Annotated in this window: 16 protein-coding genes and 7 tRNA genes; 18 read left to right on the forward strand and 5 right to left on the reverse strand. The window is 52.1% G+C overall.

The annotated features are described in order from the left end of the window. Positions 1–136: 136 nt before the first annotated feature. The 4 genes from ybfF to fur all read left to right on the forward strand — a co-directional run bounded on the left by ybfF (position 137) and on the right by fur (position 2,755). Complete coding sequence (gene ybfF, locus AWR26_RS17940) at positions 137–910, forward strand: esterase (protein WP_064567838.1); 774 nt, start codon at positions 137–139, stop codon at positions 908–910. A 130-nt stretch (positions 911–1,040) separates the two neighbouring features. Beyond that, positions 1,041–1,325 carry a LexA regulated protein gene (gene ybfE / locus AWR26_RS17945; protein ID WP_007373883.1) on the forward strand — a complete coding sequence of 95 codons (285 nt, stop codon included), beginning with the start codon at positions 1,041–1,043 and terminating at the stop codon, positions 1,323–1,325. 163 nt (positions 1,326–1,488) lie between these two features. After that, the gene (gene fldA / locus AWR26_RS17950) at positions 1,489–2,019 is read left to right on the forward strand and encodes a flavodoxin FldA (protein ID WP_064567840.1); all 531 of its coding nucleotides are present in this window, start codon (positions 1,489–1,491) and stop codon (positions 2,017–2,019) included. Positions 2,020–2,308: 289 nt separating this feature from the next. Next, positions 2,309–2,755 carry a ferric iron uptake transcriptional regulator gene (fur, locus tag AWR26_RS17955; RefSeq protein ID WP_007373881.1) on the forward strand — a complete coding sequence of 149 codons (447 nt, stop codon included), beginning with the start codon at positions 2,309–2,311 and terminating at the stop codon, positions 2,753–2,755. Between the two features lie 106 nt (positions 2,756–2,861). On the opposite strand, the gene AWR26_RS17960 is transcribed toward fur, so the two are convergent. From AWR26_RS17960 to nagE, 4 genes are all read right to left on the reverse strand, one after another. Then, positions 2,862–5,513 (reverse strand): beta-N-acetylhexosaminidase, encoded by a 2,652-nt coding sequence (locus AWR26_RS17960; RefSeq protein ID WP_064567842.1) that lies wholly within the window; start codon positions 5,511–5,513, stop codon positions 2,862–2,864. A 44-nt stretch (positions 5,514–5,557) separates the two neighbouring features. Beyond that, the gene (chiP, locus tag AWR26_RS17965; RefSeq protein ID WP_064567844.1) at positions 5,558–6,955 is read right to left on the reverse strand and encodes a chitoporin ChiP; all 1,398 of its coding nucleotides are present in this window, start codon (positions 6,953–6,955) and stop codon (positions 5,558–5,560) included. Between the two features lie 445 nt (positions 6,956–7,400). Next, positions 7,401–9,068: a glutamine--tRNA ligase gene (gene glnS / locus AWR26_RS17970; RefSeq protein WP_064567846.1), complete on the reverse strand. Its 1,668-nt coding sequence runs from the start codon at positions 9,066–9,068 to the stop codon at positions 7,401–7,403. A 295-nt stretch (positions 9,069–9,363) separates the two neighbouring features. Beyond that, the gene (nagE, locus tag AWR26_RS17975) at positions 9,364–11,385 is read right to left on the reverse strand and encodes an N-acetylglucosamine-specific PTS transporter subunit IIBC (protein ID WP_071892744.1); all 2,022 of its coding nucleotides are present in this window, start codon (positions 11,383–11,385) and stop codon (positions 9,364–9,366) included. Between the two features lie 350 nt (positions 11,386–11,735). Here nagE and nagB point away from each other — a divergent pair, with 350 nt between their 5' ends. The 13 genes from nagB to AWR26_RS18040 all read left to right on the forward strand — a co-directional run bounded on the left by nagB (position 11,736) and on the right by AWR26_RS18040 (position 19,330). Then, positions 11,736–12,536: a glucosamine-6-phosphate deaminase gene (nagB, locus tag AWR26_RS17980; RefSeq protein WP_064567848.1), complete on the forward strand. Its 801-nt coding sequence runs from the start codon at positions 11,736–11,738 to the stop codon at positions 12,534–12,536. Between the two features lie 62 nt (positions 12,537–12,598). After that, positions 12,599–13,747 (forward strand): N-acetylglucosamine-6-phosphate deacetylase, encoded by a 1,149-nt coding sequence (gene nagA, locus AWR26_RS17985; protein ID WP_064567850.1) that lies wholly within the window; start codon positions 12,599–12,601, stop codon positions 13,745–13,747. A gap of 9 nt (positions 13,748–13,756) precedes the next feature. Beyond that, positions 13,757–14,977, forward strand: coding sequence for a DNA-binding transcriptional regulator NagC (gene nagC / locus AWR26_RS17990; protein ID WP_007373874.1), 1,221 nt, complete (start codon positions 13,757–13,759; stop codon positions 14,975–14,977). Between the two features lie 41 nt (positions 14,978–15,018). Continuing rightward, positions 15,019–15,771, forward strand: coding sequence for an HAD-IIA family hydrolase (locus tag AWR26_RS17995; RefSeq protein WP_007373873.1), 753 nt, complete (start codon positions 15,019–15,021; stop codon positions 15,769–15,771). A 256-nt stretch (positions 15,772–16,027) separates the two neighbouring features. Beyond that, a complete protein-coding gene (gene asnB / locus AWR26_RS18000) occupies positions 16,028–17,692 on the forward strand; it encodes an asparagine synthase B (protein WP_043954274.1) in 1,665 nt (554 codons plus the stop codon). A 221-nt stretch (positions 17,693–17,913) separates the two neighbouring features. Then, a tRNA-Met gene (locus AWR26_RS18005) sits at positions 17,914–17,990 on the forward strand. 9 nt (positions 17,991–17,999) lie between these two features. Next, a tRNA-Leu gene (locus tag AWR26_RS18010) sits at positions 18,000–18,084 on the forward strand. 22 nt (positions 18,085–18,106) lie between these two features. Continuing rightward, a tRNA-Gln gene (locus AWR26_RS18015) sits at positions 18,107–18,181 on the forward strand. A 38-nt stretch (positions 18,182–18,219) separates the two neighbouring features. After that, positions 18,220–18,294, forward strand: a tRNA-Gln gene (locus AWR26_RS18020). A 28-nt stretch (positions 18,295–18,322) separates the two neighbouring features. After that, positions 18,323–18,399: transfer RNA gene (locus AWR26_RS18025), tRNA-Met, on the forward strand. 45 nt (positions 18,400–18,444) lie between these two features. Then, positions 18,445–18,519, forward strand: a tRNA-Gln gene (locus tag AWR26_RS18030). 33 nt (positions 18,520–18,552) lie between these two features. After that, positions 18,553–18,627 (forward strand) — tRNA-Gln (locus AWR26_RS18035). A gap of 118 nt (positions 18,628–18,745) precedes the next feature. Further along, positions 18,746–19,330, forward strand: coding sequence for a hypothetical protein (locus tag AWR26_RS18040; protein ID WP_082934114.1), 585 nt, complete (start codon positions 18,746–18,748; stop codon positions 19,328–19,330). A gap of 50 nt (positions 19,331–19,380) precedes the next feature. Here the strand turns inward: AWR26_RS18040 and ubiF are convergent, their stop codons facing one another. After that, complete coding sequence (ubiF, locus tag AWR26_RS18045; protein ID WP_064567853.1) at positions 19,381–20,553, reverse strand: 3-demethoxyubiquinol 3-hydroxylase; 1,173 nt, start codon at positions 20,551–20,553, stop codon at positions 19,381–19,383. A gap of 171 nt (positions 20,554–20,724) precedes the next feature. On the opposite strand from ubiF, the gene miaB reads away from it, so the two are divergent. Next, on the forward strand, positions 20,725–22,149 hold the full coding sequence (gene miaB, locus AWR26_RS18050; RefSeq protein ID WP_064567855.1) for a tRNA (N6-isopentenyl adenosine(37)-C2)-methylthiotransferase MiaB: 1,425 nt from the start codon (positions 20,725–20,727) through the stop codon (positions 22,147–22,149). Positions 22,150–22,231 lie beyond the last annotated feature (82 nt).

A 22,231-nucleotide genomic window follows, 5' to 3' on the forward strand; every position in this document is an offset into this window, starting at 1 on the left:
AAAGTGAAATCTCAACAGCGGATAGCGTCAAACCAGGATGGCGACAAAAGTAAGAGTAATTCTTAACCTTGCAGCCGGGCGGCAGAATGTTCACCATAATAACCTAACCCGCCAGAGTGAAAAAAAGAACTTTCCTATGAAATTGAATACGCGAGCGCAATCTGCACAACATCCGCACAACAATTCTCCTGTCGTCCTTGTCCATGGACTGTTTGGTAGCCTTGATAACCTCGGCGTACTGGCACGCGAACTGGTGCAGGAGTACGACGTGGTGCAGGTTGATATGCGCAACCACGGTCTTTCCCCCCGTTCCGACGAAATGAACTATCCGGCAATGGCGCAAGATCTGCTGGATACGCTGGATGACCATCACATCGACAAAGCTCTCTTTATTGGTCACTCAATGGGCGGCAAAGCCGTGATGGCGCTATCGGCGCTGGCGCCGGAGCGCGTAGAAAAGCTGGTGGCGATTGATATTGCACCGGTCGATTACCACGTTCGCCGCCATGACGAGATATTTGCCGCGATCAATGCGGTCACTGACGCGCGGGTCACTACGCGCCAGCAAGCGGCTTCGCTAATGCGCGAGCATATAAAAGAAGAAGGCGTAATCCAGTTTCTGCTGAAATCGTTTGTTGAGGGGGCGTGGCGTTTCAATGTGCCGGTGTTGTGGGAGCAATATCCGCATATTGTCGGCTGGGAAACCATTCCCGCATGGCCTTATCCGGCACTGTTTGTCTGCGGCGGCAACTCCCCTTACGTTACAGAGCAGTACCGGAGCGCTTTGCTTGAACAGTTCCCGCAGGCGCGCGCGCATGTGATTGCTGGCGCCGGCCACTGGGTGCATGCGGAAAAACCTGAAGCGGTGATGCGGGCAATTAATCGTTATCTCGCTGAAAAGTCAAACTGATTAAAAAGGCGGCGACCGGTCGCCAGAACGCGTCCGCCCGTTGGCGCGCCCGTTATGCTGATGTATGATGGCGCGCTATTCAGCCCGGGCGGCAGCCCGATTGCTTGTCTTTCCCGTAGTATGCTTAAACATGGCTAAAGAACAAACGGACCGTACAACCCTGGATCTGTTCGCGAATGAGCGTCGCCCGGGACGGCCGAAGACGAATCCGCTCTCGCGTGATGAACAGTTACGCATCAACAAACGCAATCAGCTAAAACGCGATAAAGTTCGTGGGCTTAAACGCGTCGAGTTAAAACTGAACGTGGAAGCCGTTGATGCGTTAAACGAACTTGCCGATGCGCGTGACATGAGCCGCAGCGAACTTATCGAAGAGATGCTGCTGGCACAGTTGAGCGCATTGCGCGGAAAGTAATTACTCCGAATCACCTCTCTTATTTTTACGTTTTCATGTGTCATACAGTGCACTCCGCGGCGATAGCTGTTTTCGCGCGCTTCTCTGTTCTGCTATGATTGCCCTTATCTGTGGGCAGAGCGCCACCATCATATTCATTAGGTTTCAAGAGGTTATTTTACTCATGGCAATTACAGGTATTTTCTTCGGCAGCGACACCGGCAACACCGAAAATATTGCGAAAATGATTCAGAGTCAGCTTGGTAAGGACGTTGCCGACGTACATGACATTGCCAAGAGCAGCAAGGAAGATATCGAAGGATATGACATTCTGTTGCTCGGCATTCCGACCTGGTATTATGGCGAAGCGCAGTGCGACTGGGATGATTTCTTCCCGACGCTGGAAGAGATTGATTTTAATGGTAAGTTAGTTGCGCTGTTTGGCTGCGGCGATCAAGAAGACTATGCAGAGTATTTCTGCGATGCGCTGGGTACGATCCGCGATATTATTGAGCCGCGCGGCGCGACCATCGTGGGCCACTGGCCAACTGCAGGCTACCATTTCGAAGCCTCTAAAGGGCTGGTGGATGATGACCATTTCGTTGGTCTGGCGATTGACGAAGATCGTCAGCCAGAAATGACCGCAGAACGTGTACAAAAATGGGTTAAGCAAGTTCGCGAAGAGCTGCACCTTGATGACATCATCAATGCCTGATTTTACGGCGTAATCTGTGGGTTACGTAGTATTAATAGGTAAAAGCAATGGAAATAATTGCTACAAATTTTTAACTTTTTTCTCCATCGCTGTACAATAAGCCCTGCTAAAGTGGTGTCATGAAGCACAGGAGTTGCTGGTGACACCACGTTTTAAAAGCTTACTTTACTTGAGGACTTGCAGTTTTCATTTAGCCATGGCAGTTCTATAATGAGACGCATTATCCCAGGTGCATTCCTTCTAACTTCCATTGAGGAAGTGAATCGTATAGCAACAGGACAGATTCCGCATGACTGACAACAATACCGCATTAAAGAAGGCTGGCCTGAAAGTCACGCTTCCTCGGTTAAAAATCCTGGAAGTGCTTCAGGAACCGGATAACCATCATGTCAGTGCGGAAGATTTATATAAACGACTGATCGACATGGGCGAAGAGATCGGGCTGGCAACAGTATATCGTGTACTGAACCAGTTTGACGACGCCGGCATTGTGACCCGTCATAATTTCGAAGGCGGGAAATCCGTTTTTGAACTGACTCAGCAACATCACCACGATCATCTGATTTGCCTCGACTGCGGCAAAGTGATCGAATTCAGTGATGATTCCATCGAAGCGCGCCAGCGTGAAATCGCCGCGAAACATGGCATTCGTCTGACGAACCATAGTCTTTACCTGTATGGCCACTGCGCCGAGGGTGACTGCCGCGAAGATGAACACGCGCACGACGCGAAATAACCCCTTTTCATACTCAAGCCAACCTTAAGGTTGGCTTTTTTTTTGCCCTGCAGAAACAAAAATGCCCGACAGGTTTTCGCCGCCGGGCAGATTACTTCAACAATAATTACGCTTTCACACTATCCACACGGCTGAAACGTTTGCCGTCCGGGCTGGCGGTACGGATCTGCACTTCCCCGCTTACCTGCGGACGCGCTTTATCATCATAACGCAGCCAGTTTTTACCGCCGTCCGTAGAATATTCCACGACCATTCCCGGGAAGCTGGTATTGGCTTCCAGCTTGCCGCCAACCACGCGCGCGCCCGGTACAGGCAGGCGATAGTTGATACCGGCTTTGTCCAGTTTTGCCAGTTCACGATGACCTAACAGATTTGCAAAGCGGGTCCAGTCTTTATCCAGCGCTTTTACATCGACCAGATGAGTTTCACCGCCTTTGTACTCGCGACCGGCCTGATAATCCTGTTCCCAACCGGCGCGGTGCCAGGCACGTTCTGCGACCGCAATCATGCGTGGATAAATCATGTACTCCATCTGGTTGTCGGTACGTACCACTTCACTCCACAGCTGAGCAGAAAGACCATAGGCTCCAGGCCATGGTTTATCTGATTTCGCGTTGAATGGATTGCCATCACGATCCAGTGAGGTTTCAGCATTTTGCGGCATGTTGTCTGGCGCAAAGCTGAAGATCTTGCGCTCATTGCTAAAGCGCGTGCCCCAGTAGTAGCCGCTTTCCGCCGGGTGGACTTCGTTCGGGAAGTCGAGGTAAACATAGTCCGGGTTCGAGACAATGACGCGGAACCCTTTGTTCGCCCAGTCATTTACCGAATCGAAACCGCCCCAGTAGAGCGTATCCCAGAAGTTAACATTGACGTGATCGGTGGCAAACTCGGCGGCATTTTTGGCATCTTTCAGGCCATCCTGCCATGCCTGCATGGTGCCGATACCGTGCGCTTTCACCAGCTTGCTAACCTCAATACCAAAGTAGCTGGAAAGATGCTCAACATCTGCAACCTTACCCTCTTTGACCATGGTCTGGCAGACCTGAGACTTCGCCCACGGTTTGTCCTGGTTGCTCTGATCGATGATGCCTTTGCCCGCTTCCGGTTTTTTCTGGTCGGTATAACCCGCTCCCAGATAGATGTTTTTCGCTTCGTCACCGCCAAAATGCCAGGTGTTCAGCGGTACGCCCGCTTCTTTGTGCATTTGCTGGATTTCGCCAATCACCTTATCGACGAAATTGCGCGACGAATCGAGGCAAGGGTTCAGATAGCCAGTACGGTTATAGAACTGTACCCCGGTGGTATTAGAGGTGTCCGTCGGATCAAGCAAACGGTACTGATTCGCCTCTTTCTCTTTACCCTCTTTCATCAGGCGGTCATAGCGTGCTTCCATTGAGATCACGGCTGCACGGGCGTGCGCCGGCATATCAATTTCCGGGATCACTTCAATCTGTCGCGCTTTCGCGTACTTCAGTATGTCGATGTAATCGGTACGGCTGAAGTGGCCGCTGCCATTGTTGTTGCTGTCCGGGCCGGAACCCAGTTGCGGCAGCAGGCAGGTTTTCTCGCTCAGATCGTGGCAACGTTTACTGCCGATGTCGGTCAGCTCAGGCAGACCGGGGATCTCAATACGCCAGCCTTCATCATCAGTAAGGTGAAAGTGGAATTTGTTCAGCTTATAAGCTGACATCTGATCCAGCAGGCGCAGTACGGCATCTTTGCTGTGGAAGTTACGTCCCACATCAAGCTGAATACCGCGATAATCAAAGCGCGGTGCGTCTTTTGCTTCAAGCCGTGCAATTTTCTGCTCGCCGCTGGAAGGGATCAGCGACAGCAAAGATTGCAGGCCGTAGAACACGCCAGCCTGATCAAAGCCAGTGATTACCGCCTCATTTGCCCCAATATGCAACTGATAGGCACCCGATATGGCTTCATCACCCGCAAAAGCCTTCACTGCGATCTCTGTACGGATGGGATAACTGCCCTCTTTGACGCCCAGCAGCGCGAAGCGCGACTTCACGGCTTCCTGCGCATCCGCACCCAGCGCAGAGAGATCGAGCTTCACGCCTTTGCTCAGATCCACATCCTGACCGGAGATTTTTACCTCCTGCGGCGTGGGGACAATTTGGCCGCGCAACGTGGAGAGGTTCAGCGCTTTTACGTCGCTATTTTTCTCAAAGCGTGCTTCAGCGGTCATCAGGATGTTTTTATCATCCGGCGTACGTTTCCACTGGCCGTCGAGCGGCGTAACAAACTGGAACAGATCTTCGGTATCGGTATTGGCAATCACTTTTGCCGTTGCCCCTTCGGCCGTCACATACCAGCGAGGCAGCACATCGGTGACGAACAATTGCCAGTACTCATTAACAATCGGAATTTCCACCGCCTGCTTTGCCGGGAAGCCGGTAAATTTGTCCGTTGGCTCCAGCTTGTGCAGATCGCCCATGATATGGGTGACCTTGAACTGATCATTTGCCACCTCCAGAATCGGACGGATGCTGTGGAAGTAAATCGTCCAATCCTTGTCGGTTACAGCCTCACCCTTGTTGGTCAGCGTGATCACCGCTTTATTGCAGGAAGCCCAGTCGGCACCAAGCTTCGCACAATCAATGCCGTTCTGTGCGGCAAAGTTATCTTTCACCGCGTAGTTAAGATGAAACTGGCTGATGGCGTCGACAGTGCTCTGGTTTGCCAGTACGGGGCTGCTTAATACCCCGAAGATTGCGCTGGCTAAGATGCTTAAATGTACTGATTTCATTACTTATTCCTTGTATTTCAGCCGGGCATAACCCGGCAAACGCATCAGAAGATAGTGAACGGTGCAATAACCATAAATTTCACGTCGCGCTCATCCTGGAAGATATTGCCGTAGCCGCCGCCGAAGCTCGGAATGTCAGAATGGTTGTCATATTGGGTAAAGTGCAACTTGAACATCGTGCCTTTGGCGCGACCATCCTGAACGGTATAGATCGCATCCAGGCTGTAAGCGGATTCTTTCAGGCGGTAGTTTGGATCGTAATACGCATCCGGTGTTGCCATATCAGCCGGCTTCGCGTCCCACGCATAGGCGTAAGATGCGCCGACCGTAAAGCCTGGCAAGTTCCAGTTCTTCAGGTCATACATCGCGCCGAAGAAGAGAGCTTTTTCACCGTTGGCATTAAAGTCAGAGCGGTTATCCCACCAGATATCGAGGCGCCCGTTGGATGACGCATAAGTTGGCGTCATACGTTGCAGGAAGTATCCTTGCTGGCCGTCAGCTTTGACCCAGGTACCTTCAAGACGCAAATCAACCTGACCAATTTTGTAGCCAAAGGTCAACGCCTGCAGCCATGCAGTGCCGTCGTAAATATCGTTCACGCCGCCATTGCTGACTTTGTCGCGGGTTCCATAGAACTGGTAGCTGGTGCTGAGCGGGCTGCCTGCCACATCAAATTTGTAGCTGGCTTTAGCGAAGTATTGATCGACATAGCCTTCCGCCTGGCCAAATGCAGCCTCCAGCACCAGGTCGTTTTTGAAGTCATATTTCGCGCCGAGCGAGTGCAGATAGTCGACTTTGGTTTTTCTGTCATTCTGATAAAACTTATCCATCTCGATATGCCACGGCGCCTTGTATTCATTGGTCCACATATACGAGAAGCTCAGCGCACCTGCATTGCCGTAATCAAAATTCGCCCCGGCTTCCGCCCCCTGGTAGGTGCCCGGCATAAAGCTCCAGTGCGGCGCTAACAGCGTTTGCCCGGTTGGCTGAATGTAACCCGCGCGCGCCCAGACCGGGCCATATTTAAATTTCGCGGCGGCTTTATACAGGCTGATCCCGCTTTTATCTCCTGACCAGTCTTCTTTGTAAGCTTTGTTACTGGAGGAAAATGCAATTTCGTTCGGATGCGCGCTATCGCCATTTTCTGCCATTTCAATCGCGGTAAAAGCCGAAATATCCAGACCGAACATATCAGCGACATAACCCGACTGGAAATCCAGATTGGCGTTCCAGGTCGAGTGCGAAAGGTTCGTTTTGTATTTATTTTCCAGAACATCTTTGCGGTCACGTTCACGCTGCCAGTAATAAATACCGCCCGTGAGCGTGGAATCATCGATAAAACCTGCTGCATGAGCCTGTGGAGATACAACCCAGCCCGACATTGCTGTGACGCTGGCAATAGCCAGTGCCAGTGCACTACGTTTACCACTAAACATACGCATGAGTGATTCCTTCTGGACGCATATAAACCGCCGCAACGGCGAGAAAAAAAGCAAAAAGTTTAGGTAGTTATGAAATACCCCCGAAGTAACTGCCGACTTAAGACTATTTTTCGCGACGCGAATTATCAATGCTTTTTAGTGAGCAAAATGCAGGATTATGATGAAGTGCACATAATTGGTAGTGTTTTGAAACAAATTACATAGATCGGTTAAATGAATAATTTAAACGCAATTAACCAGCATATAATGCTCATTGGTAGCGATTACATATTACATTTAGCTAAGATTATCGATATGTGATCTTTTAAGGTGGGATAAGTAGACATCAATAAGAGACGACATTAATTCGCGTCGCGAATGCATTGTGAGGTAATGGCCTAATGGATAAACAAAAAAAACGCCGCAGTTCGCGGCGTTTTAAGCTGATTGTCCGTAGTTGACTTAATCAGTCACCTATTTTTGCCCAGGTATCGCGCAGCCCAACGGTGCGGTTGAAGACAGCTTTGGTAGCGCTTGCATAACGGCTGTCGAGGCAGAAATAACCTTCGCGCTCAAACTGATACGCTTTACCCGGCTGCGCCTCTTTCAGAGAGGGTTCAGCATAGCCCTGCTTGATCACCAGCGATTCCGGATTGATGGTGGCAAGGAAATCGTCCGCTGCTCCCGGGTTCGGTACACTGAACAGGCGATCATAAAGACGGATTTCTACCGGCAACGCATGCTGCGCGCTTACCCAGTGGATCACACCTTTCACCTTACGACCATCAGCCGGATCTTTGCTCAACGTGTCCGCATCATAAGAGCAGAAAATGGTAGTGATATTGCCTTCGTCATCTTTCTCCACGCGTTCAGCTTTAATCACATACGCGTTGCGCAGGCGCACTTCTTTGCCCAACACCAAACGTTTGTATTGCTTATTCGCTTCCTCACGGAAATCAGCGCGATCGATCCAGATCTCGCCGCTAAACGGCACTTCACGCGTGCCCATCTCCGGTTTATTCGGATGGTTAGGCATGGTGACGATTTCGCTGCTGCCCTGCGGATAGTTTTCGATAACCAGTTTCACCGGATCGATAACAGCCATTGCACGCGGCGCATTCTCGTTAAGATCTTCACGGATGCAAGATTCCAGCGAAGCCATTTCGATAGTGTTGTCCTGCTTGGTCACGCCAATGCGTTTACAGAATTCACGGATGGAAGCGGCAGTATAACCACGGCGGCGCAGACCGGAGATGGTCGGCATACGCGGGTCATCCCAGCCTTCCACATGCTTCTCGGTGACCAACTGGTTCAGCTTGCGCTTCGACATCACGGTGTATTCCAGATTCAGACGCGAAAACTCGTACTGGCGCGGATGAACCGGAATGGTGATGTTATCCAGCACCCAGTCGTAAAGACGACGGTTGTCCTGGAATTCCAGCGTACACAGGGAGTGCGTAATGCCTTCCAGCGCATCGCTAATGCAGTGGGTAAAGTCGTACATCGGGTAGATGCACCACTTGTTGCCGGTCTGATGGTGTTCTGCAAATTTAATGCGATACAACACCGGATCGCGCATCACGATAAACGGCGATGCCATATCGATCTTCGCACGCAGGCATGCTTTACCTTCCTCAAAGCCGCCGGAACGCATTTTCTCAAACAGCGCCAGGTTCTCTTCTACGCTGCGATCGCGGAACGGGCTGTTTTTACCTGGCTGAGTCAGCGTACCGCGATATTCACGGATTTCATCAGCAGAAAGCTCGTCAACATAGGCCAGACCTTTGTTGATCAGTTCGATCGCATACTGGTACAGCTTGTCGAAGTAATCCGAGGAGTAGCAGATGTCGCCAGACCAGTGAAAGCCCAACCATTGCACATCGTTTTTGATCGATTCAACGTATTCGATGTCTTCTTTCGCCGGGTTGGTATCATCAAAACGCAGATTGCACTGGCCCTGGTAATCTTGTGCGATGCCGAAGTTCAGGCAGATAGATTTCGCATGGCCGATGTGCAGGTAGCCATTCGGCTCCGGCGGAAAACGGGTGTGGATGGTAGTGTGCTTACCACTGGCCAGATCTTCATCAATGATCTGGCGAATAAAGTTAGTCGGGCGGGCTTCTGCCTCACTCATCACGGGTTCCTCAAGGCGTAAACAACGTATAACGGCATATGATCTAATAACAGGGCGCAGGAAACAACCTTTACTTATACAAATCAGCGTTGCCCGCTGGAAAGGTAATCGGCTACGGCTTGTGCTCGTGGGTAGTCTCTCTGCAACCGTGGCAAACAGTGAGAAAAGCGCATCCGTTTCATCGTATCCCCTGTAATAAAGCGGCAACAGTATGGCATTGATTAAATGCGGAGCAAAAAAAAGCGGCGGAGGTTCTCCCCCGCCGCTTAAGGCATTAATGCTTACTCAGGAGCGACTACTTGCCTTTAATCTCATACAGCGGCGTCTGACCGGCAACAAGCTGGCCCTGCGCCTTGATAACCAGACCGCTAAAGTCATCAATATTGCTGACAACTACCGGGCTAATCATTGAGCGGGCATTAGCATTGAGGTACGCCAGATCCATTTCCAGTATCGGCTGGCCTGCCACAACTTCGGCACCTTCTTCCACCAGTCGCGTAAAGCCCTGGCCGCCCAACGCTACGGTATCGATGCCCATATGCACAACGATTTCAGCGCCTTTTTCGGTTTCCAGGCAGAATGCGTGGTTGGTATTGAAGATTTTAACGATGGTGCCCGCTGCCGGAGAAACCACAATGCTTTCGGTCGGTTTCACCGCCACGCCGTCGCCAACAGCCTTGCTGGCGAAAGCTTCATCAGGCACTTGCTCCAGCGCAACCAGTTCACCCGTTACCGGCGATACCAGTTCAGCAATCACAGTTGCGTTCGGTACAGCCTGAGGCTTAACACTCGCCACTGGCGCAGCGGCCGGCGCTGCATTACCTGCTGCCGGAACATGACCGGTGGTCTTCATCGCATTGGCGATTTTTTCCGCCACAAAACCAACGATAATCTGCACGCTGGTTTTGTTCAGACGGATAACGCCGGTTGCGCCCAGGCGTTTAGCCAGCACATCGTTCACCAGTGCAGAATCTTTCACGTTCAGACGCAAACGGGTGATACAAGCATCAATGCCGGTCAGGTTATCAGTACCGCCAACTGCGGCAATATACTGACGCGCCAACCCACTCACATCCTGCTCGCTGTCCGCGCTTACGTTTACATCCTGACCATCAGCTTCGTCACCGGCAACAGCCAGCTCACGACCCGGCGTCAGCAGGTTGAATTTGGTGATCGTGAAGCGGAAGATCACGTAGTAGATAACGAAGAATACCAGCCCTTGCGGGATCAGCATCCACCACTGGGTTGCCAGCGGGTTGCGCGAAGAGAGCACCAAATCCACCAGACCCGCACTAAAGCCAAAACCGGCAATCCAGTGCATGCTCGCGGCGATGAAAACAGAGATCCCCGTCAGGATTGAATGGATGACATATAATACCGGCGCCACGAACATGAAAGAGAATTCCAGCGGTTCAGTAATACCGGTAAAGAACGCGGCGAACGCGCCAGCCATCATGATACCCAGCACTTTGGCTTTGTTTTCCGGACGTGCGCAGTGATAAATCGCCAGCGCCGCACCCGGCAGACCGAACATCATGATCGGGAAGAAGCCCGCCTGGTAACGACCAGTGATGCCGACAACCGCTTTACCGGCTTCGATAGATTGTGCGCCGCCAAGGAAGTTAGGAATGTCATTGATGCCAGCAACATCGAACCAGAACACGGAGTTCAGCGCGTGATGCAGACCAACCGGGATCAGCAGACGGTTAAAGAAGGCGTAGACACCCGCACCGATTGAACCCATTTTCTGGATATGCTCACCAAAACCAACCAGACCGCTAAACACAACCGGCCAGATAAACATCATGATGAAAGCGACCACGATCATCACGAATGATGTGAGGATCGGCACCAGACGGCGGCCGCTGAAGAAGGAGAGCGCTTTCGGCAATTCGACATTGCTGAAGCGATTGTAAAGTTCGGCGGCAATAATCCCGACCAGAATACCAATAAACTGGTTTTTGATTTTGCCGAATGCAGCAGGAACCTGATCCGCAGGAATCTTCTGGATCATGGCAACCGCAGCAGGTGAACACAACGTGGTCAATACCAGGAAGCCAACAAAGCCGGCAAGCGCAGCTGCGCCATCTTTATCTTTGGACATACCGTAAGCGACACCCACCGCGAACAGCACGCCCATGTTATCGATAATGGCAGAGCCGGACTGGATGAAAAACGCCGCCAGAGCGTTTTGTCCACCCCAGCCAACCGGGTCAATCCAGTAGCCGACACCCATCAGTATCGCCGCCGCAGGCAGAGTGGCGACAGGCACCATCAGCGCACGGCCAATCTTTTGTAAATAACCTAGAATACTCACTTTTATTCCCCCTATGAACCCATCGTGAGCTCACTGAAACAGTCGTTTTTTATTGTGTAACTAACCTGAAATCACGGCTATTTATTCACTACCCTACAGGCTATTTTTTCACTACCTTGCAGAGTGTGTGAAAAATTAATTCGCCTCGCAAATTAAAAGCATTTTTTTTGTGATAAAAGTCACTAACTATCGTCAATAAGCCTCCCGACTGCTAGCAAACAAGCAAAACTTATTTTATGATCAAAAATATCAACGCGGACTGCTCCCGCTCTGTAACGAATTCAGGTTACGCTAAACACCGAGCCAGCAAGCATTCCGCCAACTTTATTCATTTAACTTTGAGGTGAACAATGAGACTGATTCCCCTGGCGACAGCTGAACAAGTCGGAAAATGGGCAGCCCGCCATATCGTAAATCGTATCAACGCATTCAAACCTACGGCAGATCGTCCGTTTATCCTTGGTCTGCCAACCGGTGGTACACCGCTCACCGCTTACAAAGCACTGGTTGAGATGCACAAAGCAGGCCAGGTTAGTTTCCAGCACGTTGTCACTTTCAACATGGACGAATATGTTGGTCTGCCGAAAGAGCATCCGGAAAGCTACCACAGCTTTATGCACCGCAACTTCTTTGATCACGTTGATATCCCGGCAGAAAATATTAATCTGCTGGATGGCAATGCGCCTGATATTGACGCAGAATGCCGCCGCTATGAAGAAAAAATCCGTTCCTACGGCAAAATTCACCTGTTTATGGGTGGCGTAGGTAACGACGGGCACATTGCGTTTAACGAACCGGCTTCTTCTCTGGCTTCACGCACGCGCATTAAAACCCTGACTCATGACACCCGCGTGGCGAACTCTCGCTTTTTTGACGGCGACGTGGATCAGGTGCCGAAGTACGCACTGACTGTCGGCGTGGGCACGTTGCTTGACGCAGAAGAAGTGATGATTCTGGTACTTGGCGGCGTGAAAGCGCAGGCTCTGCAGGCGGCAGTAGAAGGCAACGTAAACCATATGTGGACCATTAGTTGTCTGCAGTTGCATCCGAAAGCAGTCATCGTCTGCGATGAACCGTCCACGATGGAGCTGAAAGTTAAAACGCTGAAATACTTCAACGAGTTAGAAGCGGAAAACATCAAAGGTCTGTAATTCAGTTTCCGCTCCGCAAGGGATGACTGCGGAGCGGTACATATTTGTAACCGGGGGTCGTTATGTATGCTTTAACCCATTGCCGAATCTACACCGGCCATGAAATTCTGGATAATCACGCGATTGTGATTGCCAATGGCCTGATTGAACGTCTTTGCCCACAGGACGAGTTGCCGACGGGAATCGAACAACGCTCGTTGAATGGCGCCATTCTGGCCCCCGGCTTTATCGACGTGCAGCTTAACGGCTGCGGCGGCGTGCAATTTAATGACACCGCAGAAGCGGTAAGCGTGAAAACGCTGGAGATCATGCAGCAGGCGAACGAAAGATCCGGTTGCACCAGCTACCTGCCGACACTGATCACCTCCAGTGACGAGTTAATGAAACAGGGCGTGCAAGTGATGCGCGATTACCTGGCGAAATACCCGAATCAGGCGCTCGGCCTTCATCTGGAAGGGCCGTGGTTGAATATCGTTAAAAAAGGCACCCATAACCCGGCGTTTGTGCGTAAACCGGAACCTGCGCTGGTCGATTTCCTGTGCCAGAACGCCGATGTCATCACCAAGGTAACGCTGGCACCGGAAATGGCAGGCGACGATGTCATTCGTCAACTGGCGGATGCAGGCATTGTGGTCTCCGCCGGGCACTCTAATGCCACGCTGAAAGAGGCGAAAGCCGGATTCCGCGCCGGGATCACTTTTGCGACGCACCTTTATAATGCCATGCCATACATCACCGGTCGTGAGCCTGGGCTGGCTGGCGCGGTACTCGATGATGCGGATGTTTACTGTGGCGTTATTGCAGACGGGTTGCACGTTGATTACGTTAATATCCGTAACGCTAAGCGTCTGAAAGGTGACAAACTTTGCCTGGTAACCGACGCGACCGCACCAGCGGGTGCAAATATTGATCAATTTATTTTTGCTGGCAAAACAATATACTACCGGAATGGGTTGTGTGTGGACGAAAACGGAACGCTGAGCGGTTCCTCCCTGACAATGATTGAAGGGGTACGCAATCTGGTAGAGCATGTCGGCATCGCGCTGGACGAAGCGCTGCGTATGGCAACACTCTACCCCGCTCGCGCCATTGGCGTTGACAACCGCTTAGGCAGCCTCGCCATCGGCAAAGTGGCGAACCTGACGGCGTTCACACGCGATTATAAAATCATCAAGACCATCGTTAATGGCAACGAGGTCGTCACTGCATAAAGAGAAAGTATGACATCAGGCGGACAGGCTCAAATTGGTAACGTTGACCTCGTAAAACAGCTTAACAGCGCGGCGGTTTACCGCCTGATTGATCAACATGGCCCCATTTCGCGCATTCAGATTGCCGAACAAAGCCAGCTTGCTCCTGCCAGCGTGACCAAAATCACGCGCCAACTGATTGAACGCGGATTGATCAAAGAAGTTGATCAACAGGCCTCCACCGGAGGCCGCCGCGCCATCTCTATCGTCACCGAAACCCGCAATTTTCAGGCTATTGGCGTGCGTCTTGGTCGCTATGACACCACGCTGACGCTGTACGATCTGAGCAGCAAAGTACTGGCTGAAGAGCACTACCCTTTACCGGAACGCACCCAGGAAACACTCGAGCATGCGCTGCTTAATACCATCAGCCTGTTTATTGAAACCAGCCAGCGTAAAATTCGCGAACTGATCGCCATTTCGGTCATCCTGCCGGGACTGGTCGATCCGGAAAGCGGCGTCATCCGTTACATGCCGCATATTCAGGTCGAAAACTGGGGGCTAGTGGAGGCGCTGGAAAAACGCTTTAAATTGACCTGTTTTGTGGGTCATGACATTCGCAGTCTGGCGCTCGCCGAGCACTATTTTGGGGCAAGTCAGGACTGCGAAGACTCTATTTTGGTGCGCGTGCATCGCGGCACCGGCGCCGGAATCATCTCCAACGGGCGTATTTTTATTGGTCGTAACGGTAACGTAGGCGAGATCGGTCATGTGCAGGTCGAGCCGCTGGGTGAACGTTGCCACTGCGGTAACTTCGGCTGTCTGGAGACGATCGCCGCCAATGCTGCCATTGAACAACGCGTGCGCCATCTGCTGGAACAGGGCTATCAAAGCCGCCTCACGCCAGACGATTGTTCAATTAAAACGATCTGTAAAGCCGCGAATAAAGGCGACGCGCTGGCCTGTGAAGTGATCGAATATGTCGGTCGCCATCTTGGCAAAACCATTGCGATTGCCATCAACCTGTTTAATCCACAAAAAGTCGTGATCGCAGGCGAGATTGTTGAAGCCAGCAAAGTCCTGCTCCCCGCCATTGAAGCCTGCATTAATACTCAGGCGCTAAAAGCGTTTCGCAAAAACCTGCCGGTGGTGCCTTCCACGCTGGATCATCGCTCGGCTATCGGCGCATTCGCGCTGGTGAAACGCGCCATGTTGAACGGTCTGCTGCTGCAACGTTTGCTGGAAAACTGACAGGGTTTATAGTTATTACTTCATTTTCATCCGGACAGTCCATGACCATTCAGAATGTAATCTGTGATATCGACGGCGTGCTGATGCACGATAACGTAGCGGTGCCCGGCGCGGCAGAGTTCATTACGCGCATCCTTGAGAAAGGAATGCCGCTGGTGCTGTTGACGAATTACCCTTCTCAGACCGGCCAGGATCTGGCGAACCGCTTTATTTCCGCCGGTATTGATGTACCCGCCAGCGTCTTTTATACCTCGGCCATGGCCACCGCAGATTTTCTCAAGCGCCAGGAAGGGAAAAAAGCCTATGTTGTTGGTGAAGGCGCGCTGATCCATGAGCTGTATAAAGCAGGCTTTACCATTACCGACATCAATCCGGATTTTGTCATCGTCGGCGAAACCCGCTCCTATAACTGGGAAATGATGCACAAAGCGGCCTTCTTTGTCGCCAATGGCGCACGCTTTATCGCCACCAACCCGGACACCCACGGGCGCGGTTTTTACCCTGCGTGCGGCGCACTGTGTGCAGGTATCGAAAAAATTTCTGGCCGTAAACCGTTTTACGTTGGCAAACCCAGCCCGTGGATCATCCGCGCCGCGCTGAATACGATGCAGGCACACTCGGAGCAGACGGTGATTGTCGGCGACAACCTGCGTACCGACATTCTGGCCGGATTTCAGGCCGGTCTGGAGACTATCCTTGTGCTCTCGGGCGTTTCGCAAATCGACGATATTGATGCCATGCCGTTTCGCCCTTCGTGGATTTACCCCTCCGTCGCGGAAATTGATGTTATCTGACAGAAACCACGCCTTCGGGCGTGTTTTTTCATTTTGAGCCTGATAAAAAACAGCGCCATTCAATAAAAAGCACTTTATTTTGCTGATTCATCAATAACAGAGTTCAATCTGTACTCTTTTTTCAGCATTCGATAATCACTATTGCACTTTTTAAGTTTGCTCGCGCAAAAGGCTTGCACGCCCCTGCGTTTTTGCGGCATTTTGAATGCAAGCACACAACATTACAGCAATGCCCTCAAGGTTAACGGAGAAGTCTATGTGTTCAATTTTTGGCGTACTGGATATTAAAACCGACGCAGCAGAATTACGTAAAAAAGCGCTGGAATTATCCCGCCTGATGCGCCACCGCGGCCCGGATTGGTCCGGCGTGTATGCAAGTGACAAAGCCATTCTGGCCCATGAGCGTCTCTCTATTGTTGACGTCAACGCAGGCGCGCAGCCGCTGTATAACGAGAAAAAAACGCATGCGCTGGCGGTTAACGGTGAAATCTACAACCATCAGGCGCTGCGCGCAGAATATGGCGATCGCTATGCATTCCAGACCGGTTCCGACTGTGAAGTGATCCTCGCGCTGTATCAGGAGAAAGGCCCGGAATTCCTCGACGATTTGCAGGGGATGTTTGCTTTCGCGCTGTATGACAGCGAAAAAGATGCTTATCTGATTGGTCGCGACCATATCGGTATTATTCCGCTGTACATGGGTCACGATGAGCACGGCAACTTTTATGTTGCCTCAGAAATGAAAGCGCTGGTACCGGTTTGCCGCACGATTAAAGAGTTTCCGGCAGGCAGTTACTTGTGGAGCAAAGACGGTGAAATCCGTTCTTACTATCAGCGCGACTGGTTTGACTATGACGCTGTAAAAGATAACGTGACGGATAAAGCCGAGCTGCGCCAGGCGCTGGAAGACTCGGTGAAGAGCCATCTGATGTCAGACGTGCCGTATGGCGTGCTGCTCTCCGGCGGTCTGGATTCTTCTGTCATTTCAGCTATCACCAAGAAATTCGCTGCGCGTCGCGTTGAGGATCAAGAGCGTTCTGAAGCCTGGTGGCCGCAATTGCACTCCTTTGCTGTCGGCCTGAAAGGCGCGCCGGATCTGAAAGCCGCGCAGGAAGTGGCTAACCATCTCGGCACCGTGCACCACGAAATTCACTTCACTGTGCAGGAAGGTCTGGATGCGATCCGCGACGTTATCTATCACATCGAAACTTATGATGTGACGACCATTCGCGCTTCAACCCCGATGTACCTGATGTCGCGTAAAATCAAAGCGATGGGCATCAAAATGGTGCTCTCCGGCGAAGGCTCCGATGAAGTATTCGGCGGCTATCTCTACTTCCATAAGGCGCCGGATGCTAAAGAACTGCATGAAGAGACCGTTCGTAAACTGCAAGCGCTGCATATGTTTGACTGTGCACGTGCGAACAAAGCGATGTCGGCCTGGGGCGTTGAAGCACGCGTTCCATTCCTTGATAAAAAGTTCCTCGACGTGGCAATGCGCATCAACCCGCAGGACAAAATGTGCGGTAGCAACGGCAAAATGGAAAAACACATTCTGCGCGAATGTTTTGAATCCTATCTGCCAGCAAGCGTGGCGTGGCGCCAGAAAGAGCAGTTCTCCGACGGCGTAGGCTACAGTTGGATCGATACGCTGAAAGAAGTGGCGGCGCAGCAGGTAACGGATCAGCAACTGGCAACAGCCAGCTACCGCTTCCCGTACAACACGCCCGCGTCAAAAGAAGCGTATTTGTACCGCGAGATCTTTGAAGAGCTGTTCCCGCTGCCAAGCGCAGCAGAATGCGTACCTGGCGGTCCGTCCGTCGCCTGCTCTTCGGCTAAAGCATTTGAATGGGATGAAGCATTCAAAACCATGAACGATCCATCAGGTCGCGCAGTGGGTATTCACCAGTCCGCTTATTAATAAGTGGCAGTTATCCTTACGGGCCCTGAGGGGTCCGTATTTTTTTGTATCACTGATTTCATGAATAAATTCGAATTTTGTTGAATAAAGCATCCATGCTGTTCGCAACCTAACCAAACAGTCACATTACGGCAATTTTCGATGAAAAAGGTATTGACGCTGTAAGGCCCAATACGCATAATGCGCCCCGCAACGCCGATAAGGTAACGCGAAAAAAAGATGGCTACGTAGCTCAGCTGGTTAGAGCACAGCACTCATAATGCTGGGGTCACAGGTTCGATTCCCGTCGTAGCCACCATCTTTTTTTGCGGGAGTGGCGAAATTGGTAGACGCACCAGATTTAGGTTCTGGCGCCGCAAGGTGTGCGAGTTCAAGTCTCGCCTCCCGCACCATTCCCAATAGGTGTTGCACGGATGGGGTATCGCCAAGCGGTAAGGCACCGGTTTTTGATACCGGCATTCCCTGGTTCGAATCCAGGTACCCCAGCCATCTCTTCTTCGACTCCTGCGTGTAAACGCGTCAGTCGTTGGGGTATCGCCAAGCGGTAAGGCACCGGTTTTTGATACCGGCATCCCCTGGTTCGAATCCAGGTACCCCAGCCAGTCGATGACTGGGTAAGCAGTAAAATTTGGCTACGTAGCTCAGCTGGTTAGAGCACAGCACTCATAATGCTGGGGTCACAGGTTCGATTCCCGTCGTAGCCACCATATTTAAGGTGTAGTACTTTAGCGTATTAAACCTGAAAGATTTGTTGGGGTATCGCCAAGCGGTAAGGCAGTGGATTCTGATTCCACCATCCCGAGGTTCGAATCCTCGTACCCCAGCCATCTCAAAGACGTCTGCTTTTGCGGGCGCACATTTGGGGTATCGCCAAGCGGTAAGGCAGTGGATTCTGATTCCACCATTCCGAGGTTCGAATCCTCGTACCCCAGCCACTTAATGCAAAAAAGCTCGCTTCGGCGGGCTTTTTTGTTTTTGTATCCCCGGAATTGGTAGCGAGTGTCCTGTCAAAATCAGTGGTAATTTAAACCATTACTCAGCAGGGATGACATCATGAACTACCAGACAACAGCCTTCCCACTCTACTCCCCGATCTACATTCTGTTAGGTGTATTTTGCCTGGCACTGGCTTTTTTCGGCCTCTCCGCCCCCTTTTTGTATGGTCTGCTGATGGGGATTGTGTTTCCGGTTCTGGTTTCGATGCGACTGCACACGCTCAGCCAGCATGGCCAGGCCACGCTGCTCAGCGAAATATCCAACTGGAAAGTTTACATGCAAGGCATTCCGCTGGAAGAGCAACGCGCTTCGCTTAAAAACCCCTGTTTTCGTACGCCAGAACGTCTTCAGCAATTCTACTGGCGGGGCTTTATTGCCCGGCTCATTTTGCAGTTAATGACCTTAGGGCTGCTGGTACAGCAGACGCGGGAAATTGAGTGGACGAGCTATGCCGGGCTCGCAGCAGTTGCGGCATTTATACTTCTGCTGCTGCCGCTCTACCAGACATTGGCAACAATGCGGGATATGCGCGCCGGTACATGGGCATTGCAACATGTTGAAGCGGCTGACGGCTATCAGGCTTTTTTCCAGCAGAAAATGCGCGTGCGTACTGCGTTGGATGTACTGCTTTCGTTACGCTAATACGAATCAAAAGCCGCGAGCACTGAACACTCGCGGCACAAAGTTAACGTCTATAGGCCTAAAGCATATTTCAGCGCCTGACGTTTCAGCACTCCGGCGTGTTCCGCCGCCATCAGACCAATATTACGCAACAATCGGACCGGGCCAAGGTTATTGCTGAACCCGACATAGAACAGATCCATACCGCTTTGCATAATAAAGTTATCCGCCATGCGACGCATTTGATAGCGTTTTAAAATCGCGTGACTGGCCCAGGCTTCGCCGTGCGTACGCGCCCCGGCAAGCACTTCCAACAAAGCATCAACATCACGATAGCCCAGATTGACGCCCTGCCCGGCCAGCGGATGAATGGTATGTGCCGCGTCGCCCACCAGCGCAAGGCCAGGGCGAACATATTGCAACGCATGACGACGCGCCAGCGGGAACGCCGCCGCCACAACCGGCTTCACACGCCCCAGTCGCGGAGGAAAGTTGCGGGCGATCTCTTGCTCCAGCTGCGCCATAGTCAGCGTTTGTAACTGGCGAATACGCGCAGGCGTGTCATACCACACCAACGATGCCCAGTTGCCAAACAGCGGTAAAAAGGCGTGCGGCCCGTCGGGAGTAAAATGTTGCCAAGTGCTCTCGCCTGCCTCAGCTTCGCACTCAACGGTAATCAACATACAGGATTGCTGATACTGCCAGGCGTGAATGCCAATTCCGGCCGCCTGCCGAACGCGGGAGTTCGCGCCATCCGCACCGACCACCAGCTTCGCCATTAGCGGCTCGCCCTCTTCGAAGGTCAACTGGTGATGATCGCCCTCTGTGTGCAATCCGCTGAGTGCCGCGGGCACACGTAACGTGACCTGCGGATGCACCTCCAGCGCGTCCCACAGCGCCCGTTGCAGGATATTGTTTTCAACCATATAACCGAGCAGCGGCAATTTCAGCTCACGGGCGTCAAATATCACATGAGCATTTTCCCACTCCCAGGTTTCCAGCTGGCGATACGGGTGGCAGCGCATCGCCTGCACACGTTCCCAGACACCCAACCCGCGCAGCAACGCCACCGATGCGGCGCTAATCGCCGAAATACGCACATCCGGCTGCGCCATCGCATCGAACGCAGGCGGCGCATGCTGTTCAATTACCGTAACGGTAAATCCATGTTGCGCCAGCCCCAGCGCCAGCGCTCCGCCGACCATGCCACCGCCAACGACGGCGACTTCAGTGTGATGTGTCATGGCTAATTTTCCTTAAACGAGAATCCCTTAAGTTTACCGGATTTTTTCTCCCTTGCGTCTGACATCCGTCATACTGGTCAGCACGCGACCAAAGCATTACAATACGCGGCCTGCAATCCTGGCTTATACCCGTCATACTCGGGGTATATGAACTTAAGCAAGAGCAAGTCGATGACCAAAAAACTCCACATTAAAACCTGGGGCTGTCAGATGAATGAATACGATTCATCAAAGATGGCCGATCTGCTGGATGCCACACACGGCTATCAACTGACCGAAGTGGCGGAAGAGGCGGATGTGCTGCTGCTCAATACCTGCTCGATCCGCGAAAAGGCTCAGGAAAAAGTTTTCCATCAGCTGGGTCGCTGGAAGCTGCTGAAAGAGAAAAACCCCGATCTGATTATCGGTGTCGGCGGCTGCGTCGCTTCCCAGGAGGGCGATCATATTCGCCAGCGCGCCCACTACGTTGACATTATTTTTGGGCCGCAAACTCTGCATCGCCTGCCGGAGATGATCAACTCCGTGCGCGGCAACCGTAGCCCGGTCGTCGATATCAGCTTCCCGGAAATTGAAAAATTCGATCGTCTGCCGGAGCCACGCGCCGAAGGTCCAACCGCTTTTGTCTCGATCATGGAAGGCTGCAATAAATACTGTACTTACTGCGTGGTGCCTTACACCCGTGGTGAAGAAGTTAGCCGCCCATCTGACGACATTCTGTTTGAAATCGCCCAACTGGCGGCGCAGGGTGTGCGTGAAGTGAACCTGCTCGGTCAGAACGTTAACGCCTGGCGCGGTGAGAACTTCGACGGTAGCGCCGGTACCTTTGCGGAACTGCTGCGTCTGGTCGCCGCGATCGACGGCATCGACCGTATCCGTTTCACCACCAGCCACCCGATTGAATTCACCGACGATATCATTGATGTCTACCGTGATACGCCAGAGCTGGTGAGCTTCCTGCATCTACCGGTGCAGAGCGGCTCCGATCGTGTGCTGAACATGATGGGGCGTACGCACACGGCGCTGGAATATAAAGCAATTATTCGCAAGCTGCGCGAGGCACGCCCGGATATCCAGATAAGTTCTGACTTTATCGTTGGCTTCCCAGGCGAAACCACCGAAGATTTCGAAAAGACCATGAAGCTTATCGCCGATGTCAATTTCGACATGAGCTACAGCTTTATCTTCTCTGCGCGTCCGGGGACGCCGGCCGCCGATATGGTGGACGATGTGCCGGAAGAAGAGAAAAAACAACGCCTCTATATTCTGCAGGAGCGCATTAACCAGCAGGCGATGGCCTGGAGTCGGCGTATGCTCGGCACTACCCAGCGCATTCTGGTAGAGGGCACTTCACGCAAGAACATCATGGAGCTGTCCGGTCGTACCGAAAATAACCGCGTGGTGAACTTTGAAGGCTCGCCGGAGATGATCGGCAAATTCGTCGATGTGGAAATCGTTGATGTCTATCCAAACTCCCTGCGCGGCGTAGTGGTTCGCACCGAAGACGAAATGGGTCTGCGCGTCGTAGAATCCCCGGAGTCGGTAATTGCCCGTACGCGTAAAGAAAACGACCTCGGCGTCGGCACGTACCAGCCGTAATACCACTGGCCTGCCATTTCTGGCAGGCCTTGCTTTTCCCCTGCCTGCCCCAACATCTTGCGCTATGCTTGCGACTTCTTAA

Origin of the sequence: Kosakonia oryzae (genome assembly GCF_001658025.2) — a bacterium.
GTDB lineage: Bacteria > Pseudomonadota > Gammaproteobacteria > Enterobacterales > Enterobacteriaceae > Kosakonia > Kosakonia oryzae.

What these genes read in the sequence shown, in the direction of transcription:
- ybfF (WP_064567838.1), top strand. Translation starts at nt 137, where the DNA reads ATGAAATTGAATACGCGAGCGCAATCTGCACAACATCCGCACAACAAT.
- ybfE (WP_007373883.1), top strand. Translation starts at nt 1,041, where the DNA reads ATGGCTAAAGAACAAACGGACCGTACAACCCTGGATCTGTTCGCGAAT.
- fldA (WP_064567840.1), top strand. Translation starts at nt 1,489, where the DNA reads ATGGCAATTACAGGTATTTTCTTCGGCAGCGACACCGGCAACACCGAA.
- fur (WP_007373881.1), top strand. Translation starts at nt 2,309, where the DNA reads ATGACTGACAACAATACCGCATTAAAGAAGGCTGGCCTGAAAGTCACG.
- AWR26_RS17960 (WP_064567842.1), bottom strand. Translation starts at nt 5,513, where the DNA reads ATGAAATCAGTACATTTAAGCATCTTAGCCAGCGCAATCTTCGGGGTA.
- chiP (WP_064567844.1), bottom strand. Translation starts at nt 6,955, where the DNA reads ATGCGTATGTTTAGTGGTAAACGTAGTGCACTGGCACTGGCTATTGCC.
- glnS (WP_064567846.1), bottom strand. Translation starts at nt 9,068, where the DNA reads ATGAGTGAGGCAGAAGCCCGCCCGACTAACTTTATTCGCCAGATCATT.
- nagB (WP_064567848.1), top strand. Translation starts at nt 11,736, where the DNA reads ATGAGACTGATTCCCCTGGCGACAGCTGAACAAGTCGGAAAATGGGCA.
- nagA (WP_064567850.1), top strand. Translation starts at nt 12,599, where the DNA reads ATGTATGCTTTAACCCATTGCCGAATCTACACCGGCCATGAAATTCTG.
- nagC (WP_007373874.1), top strand. Translation starts at nt 13,757, where the DNA reads ATGACATCAGGCGGACAGGCTCAAATTGGTAACGTTGACCTCGTAAAA.
- AWR26_RS17995 (WP_007373873.1), top strand. Translation starts at nt 15,019, where the DNA reads ATGACCATTCAGAATGTAATCTGTGATATCGACGGCGTGCTGATGCAC.
- asnB (WP_043954274.1), top strand. Translation starts at nt 16,028, where the DNA reads ATGTGTTCAATTTTTGGCGTACTGGATATTAAAACCGACGCAGCAGAA.
- AWR26_RS18040 (WP_082934114.1), top strand. Translation starts at nt 18,746, where the DNA reads ATGAACTACCAGACAACAGCCTTCCCACTCTACTCCCCGATCTACATT.
- ubiF (WP_064567853.1), bottom strand. Translation starts at nt 20,553, where the DNA reads ATGACACATCACACTGAAGTCGCCGTCGTTGGCGGTGGCATGGTCGGC.
- miaB (WP_064567855.1), top strand. Translation starts at nt 20,725, where the DNA reads ATGACCAAAAAACTCCACATTAAAACCTGGGGCTGTCAGATGAATGAA.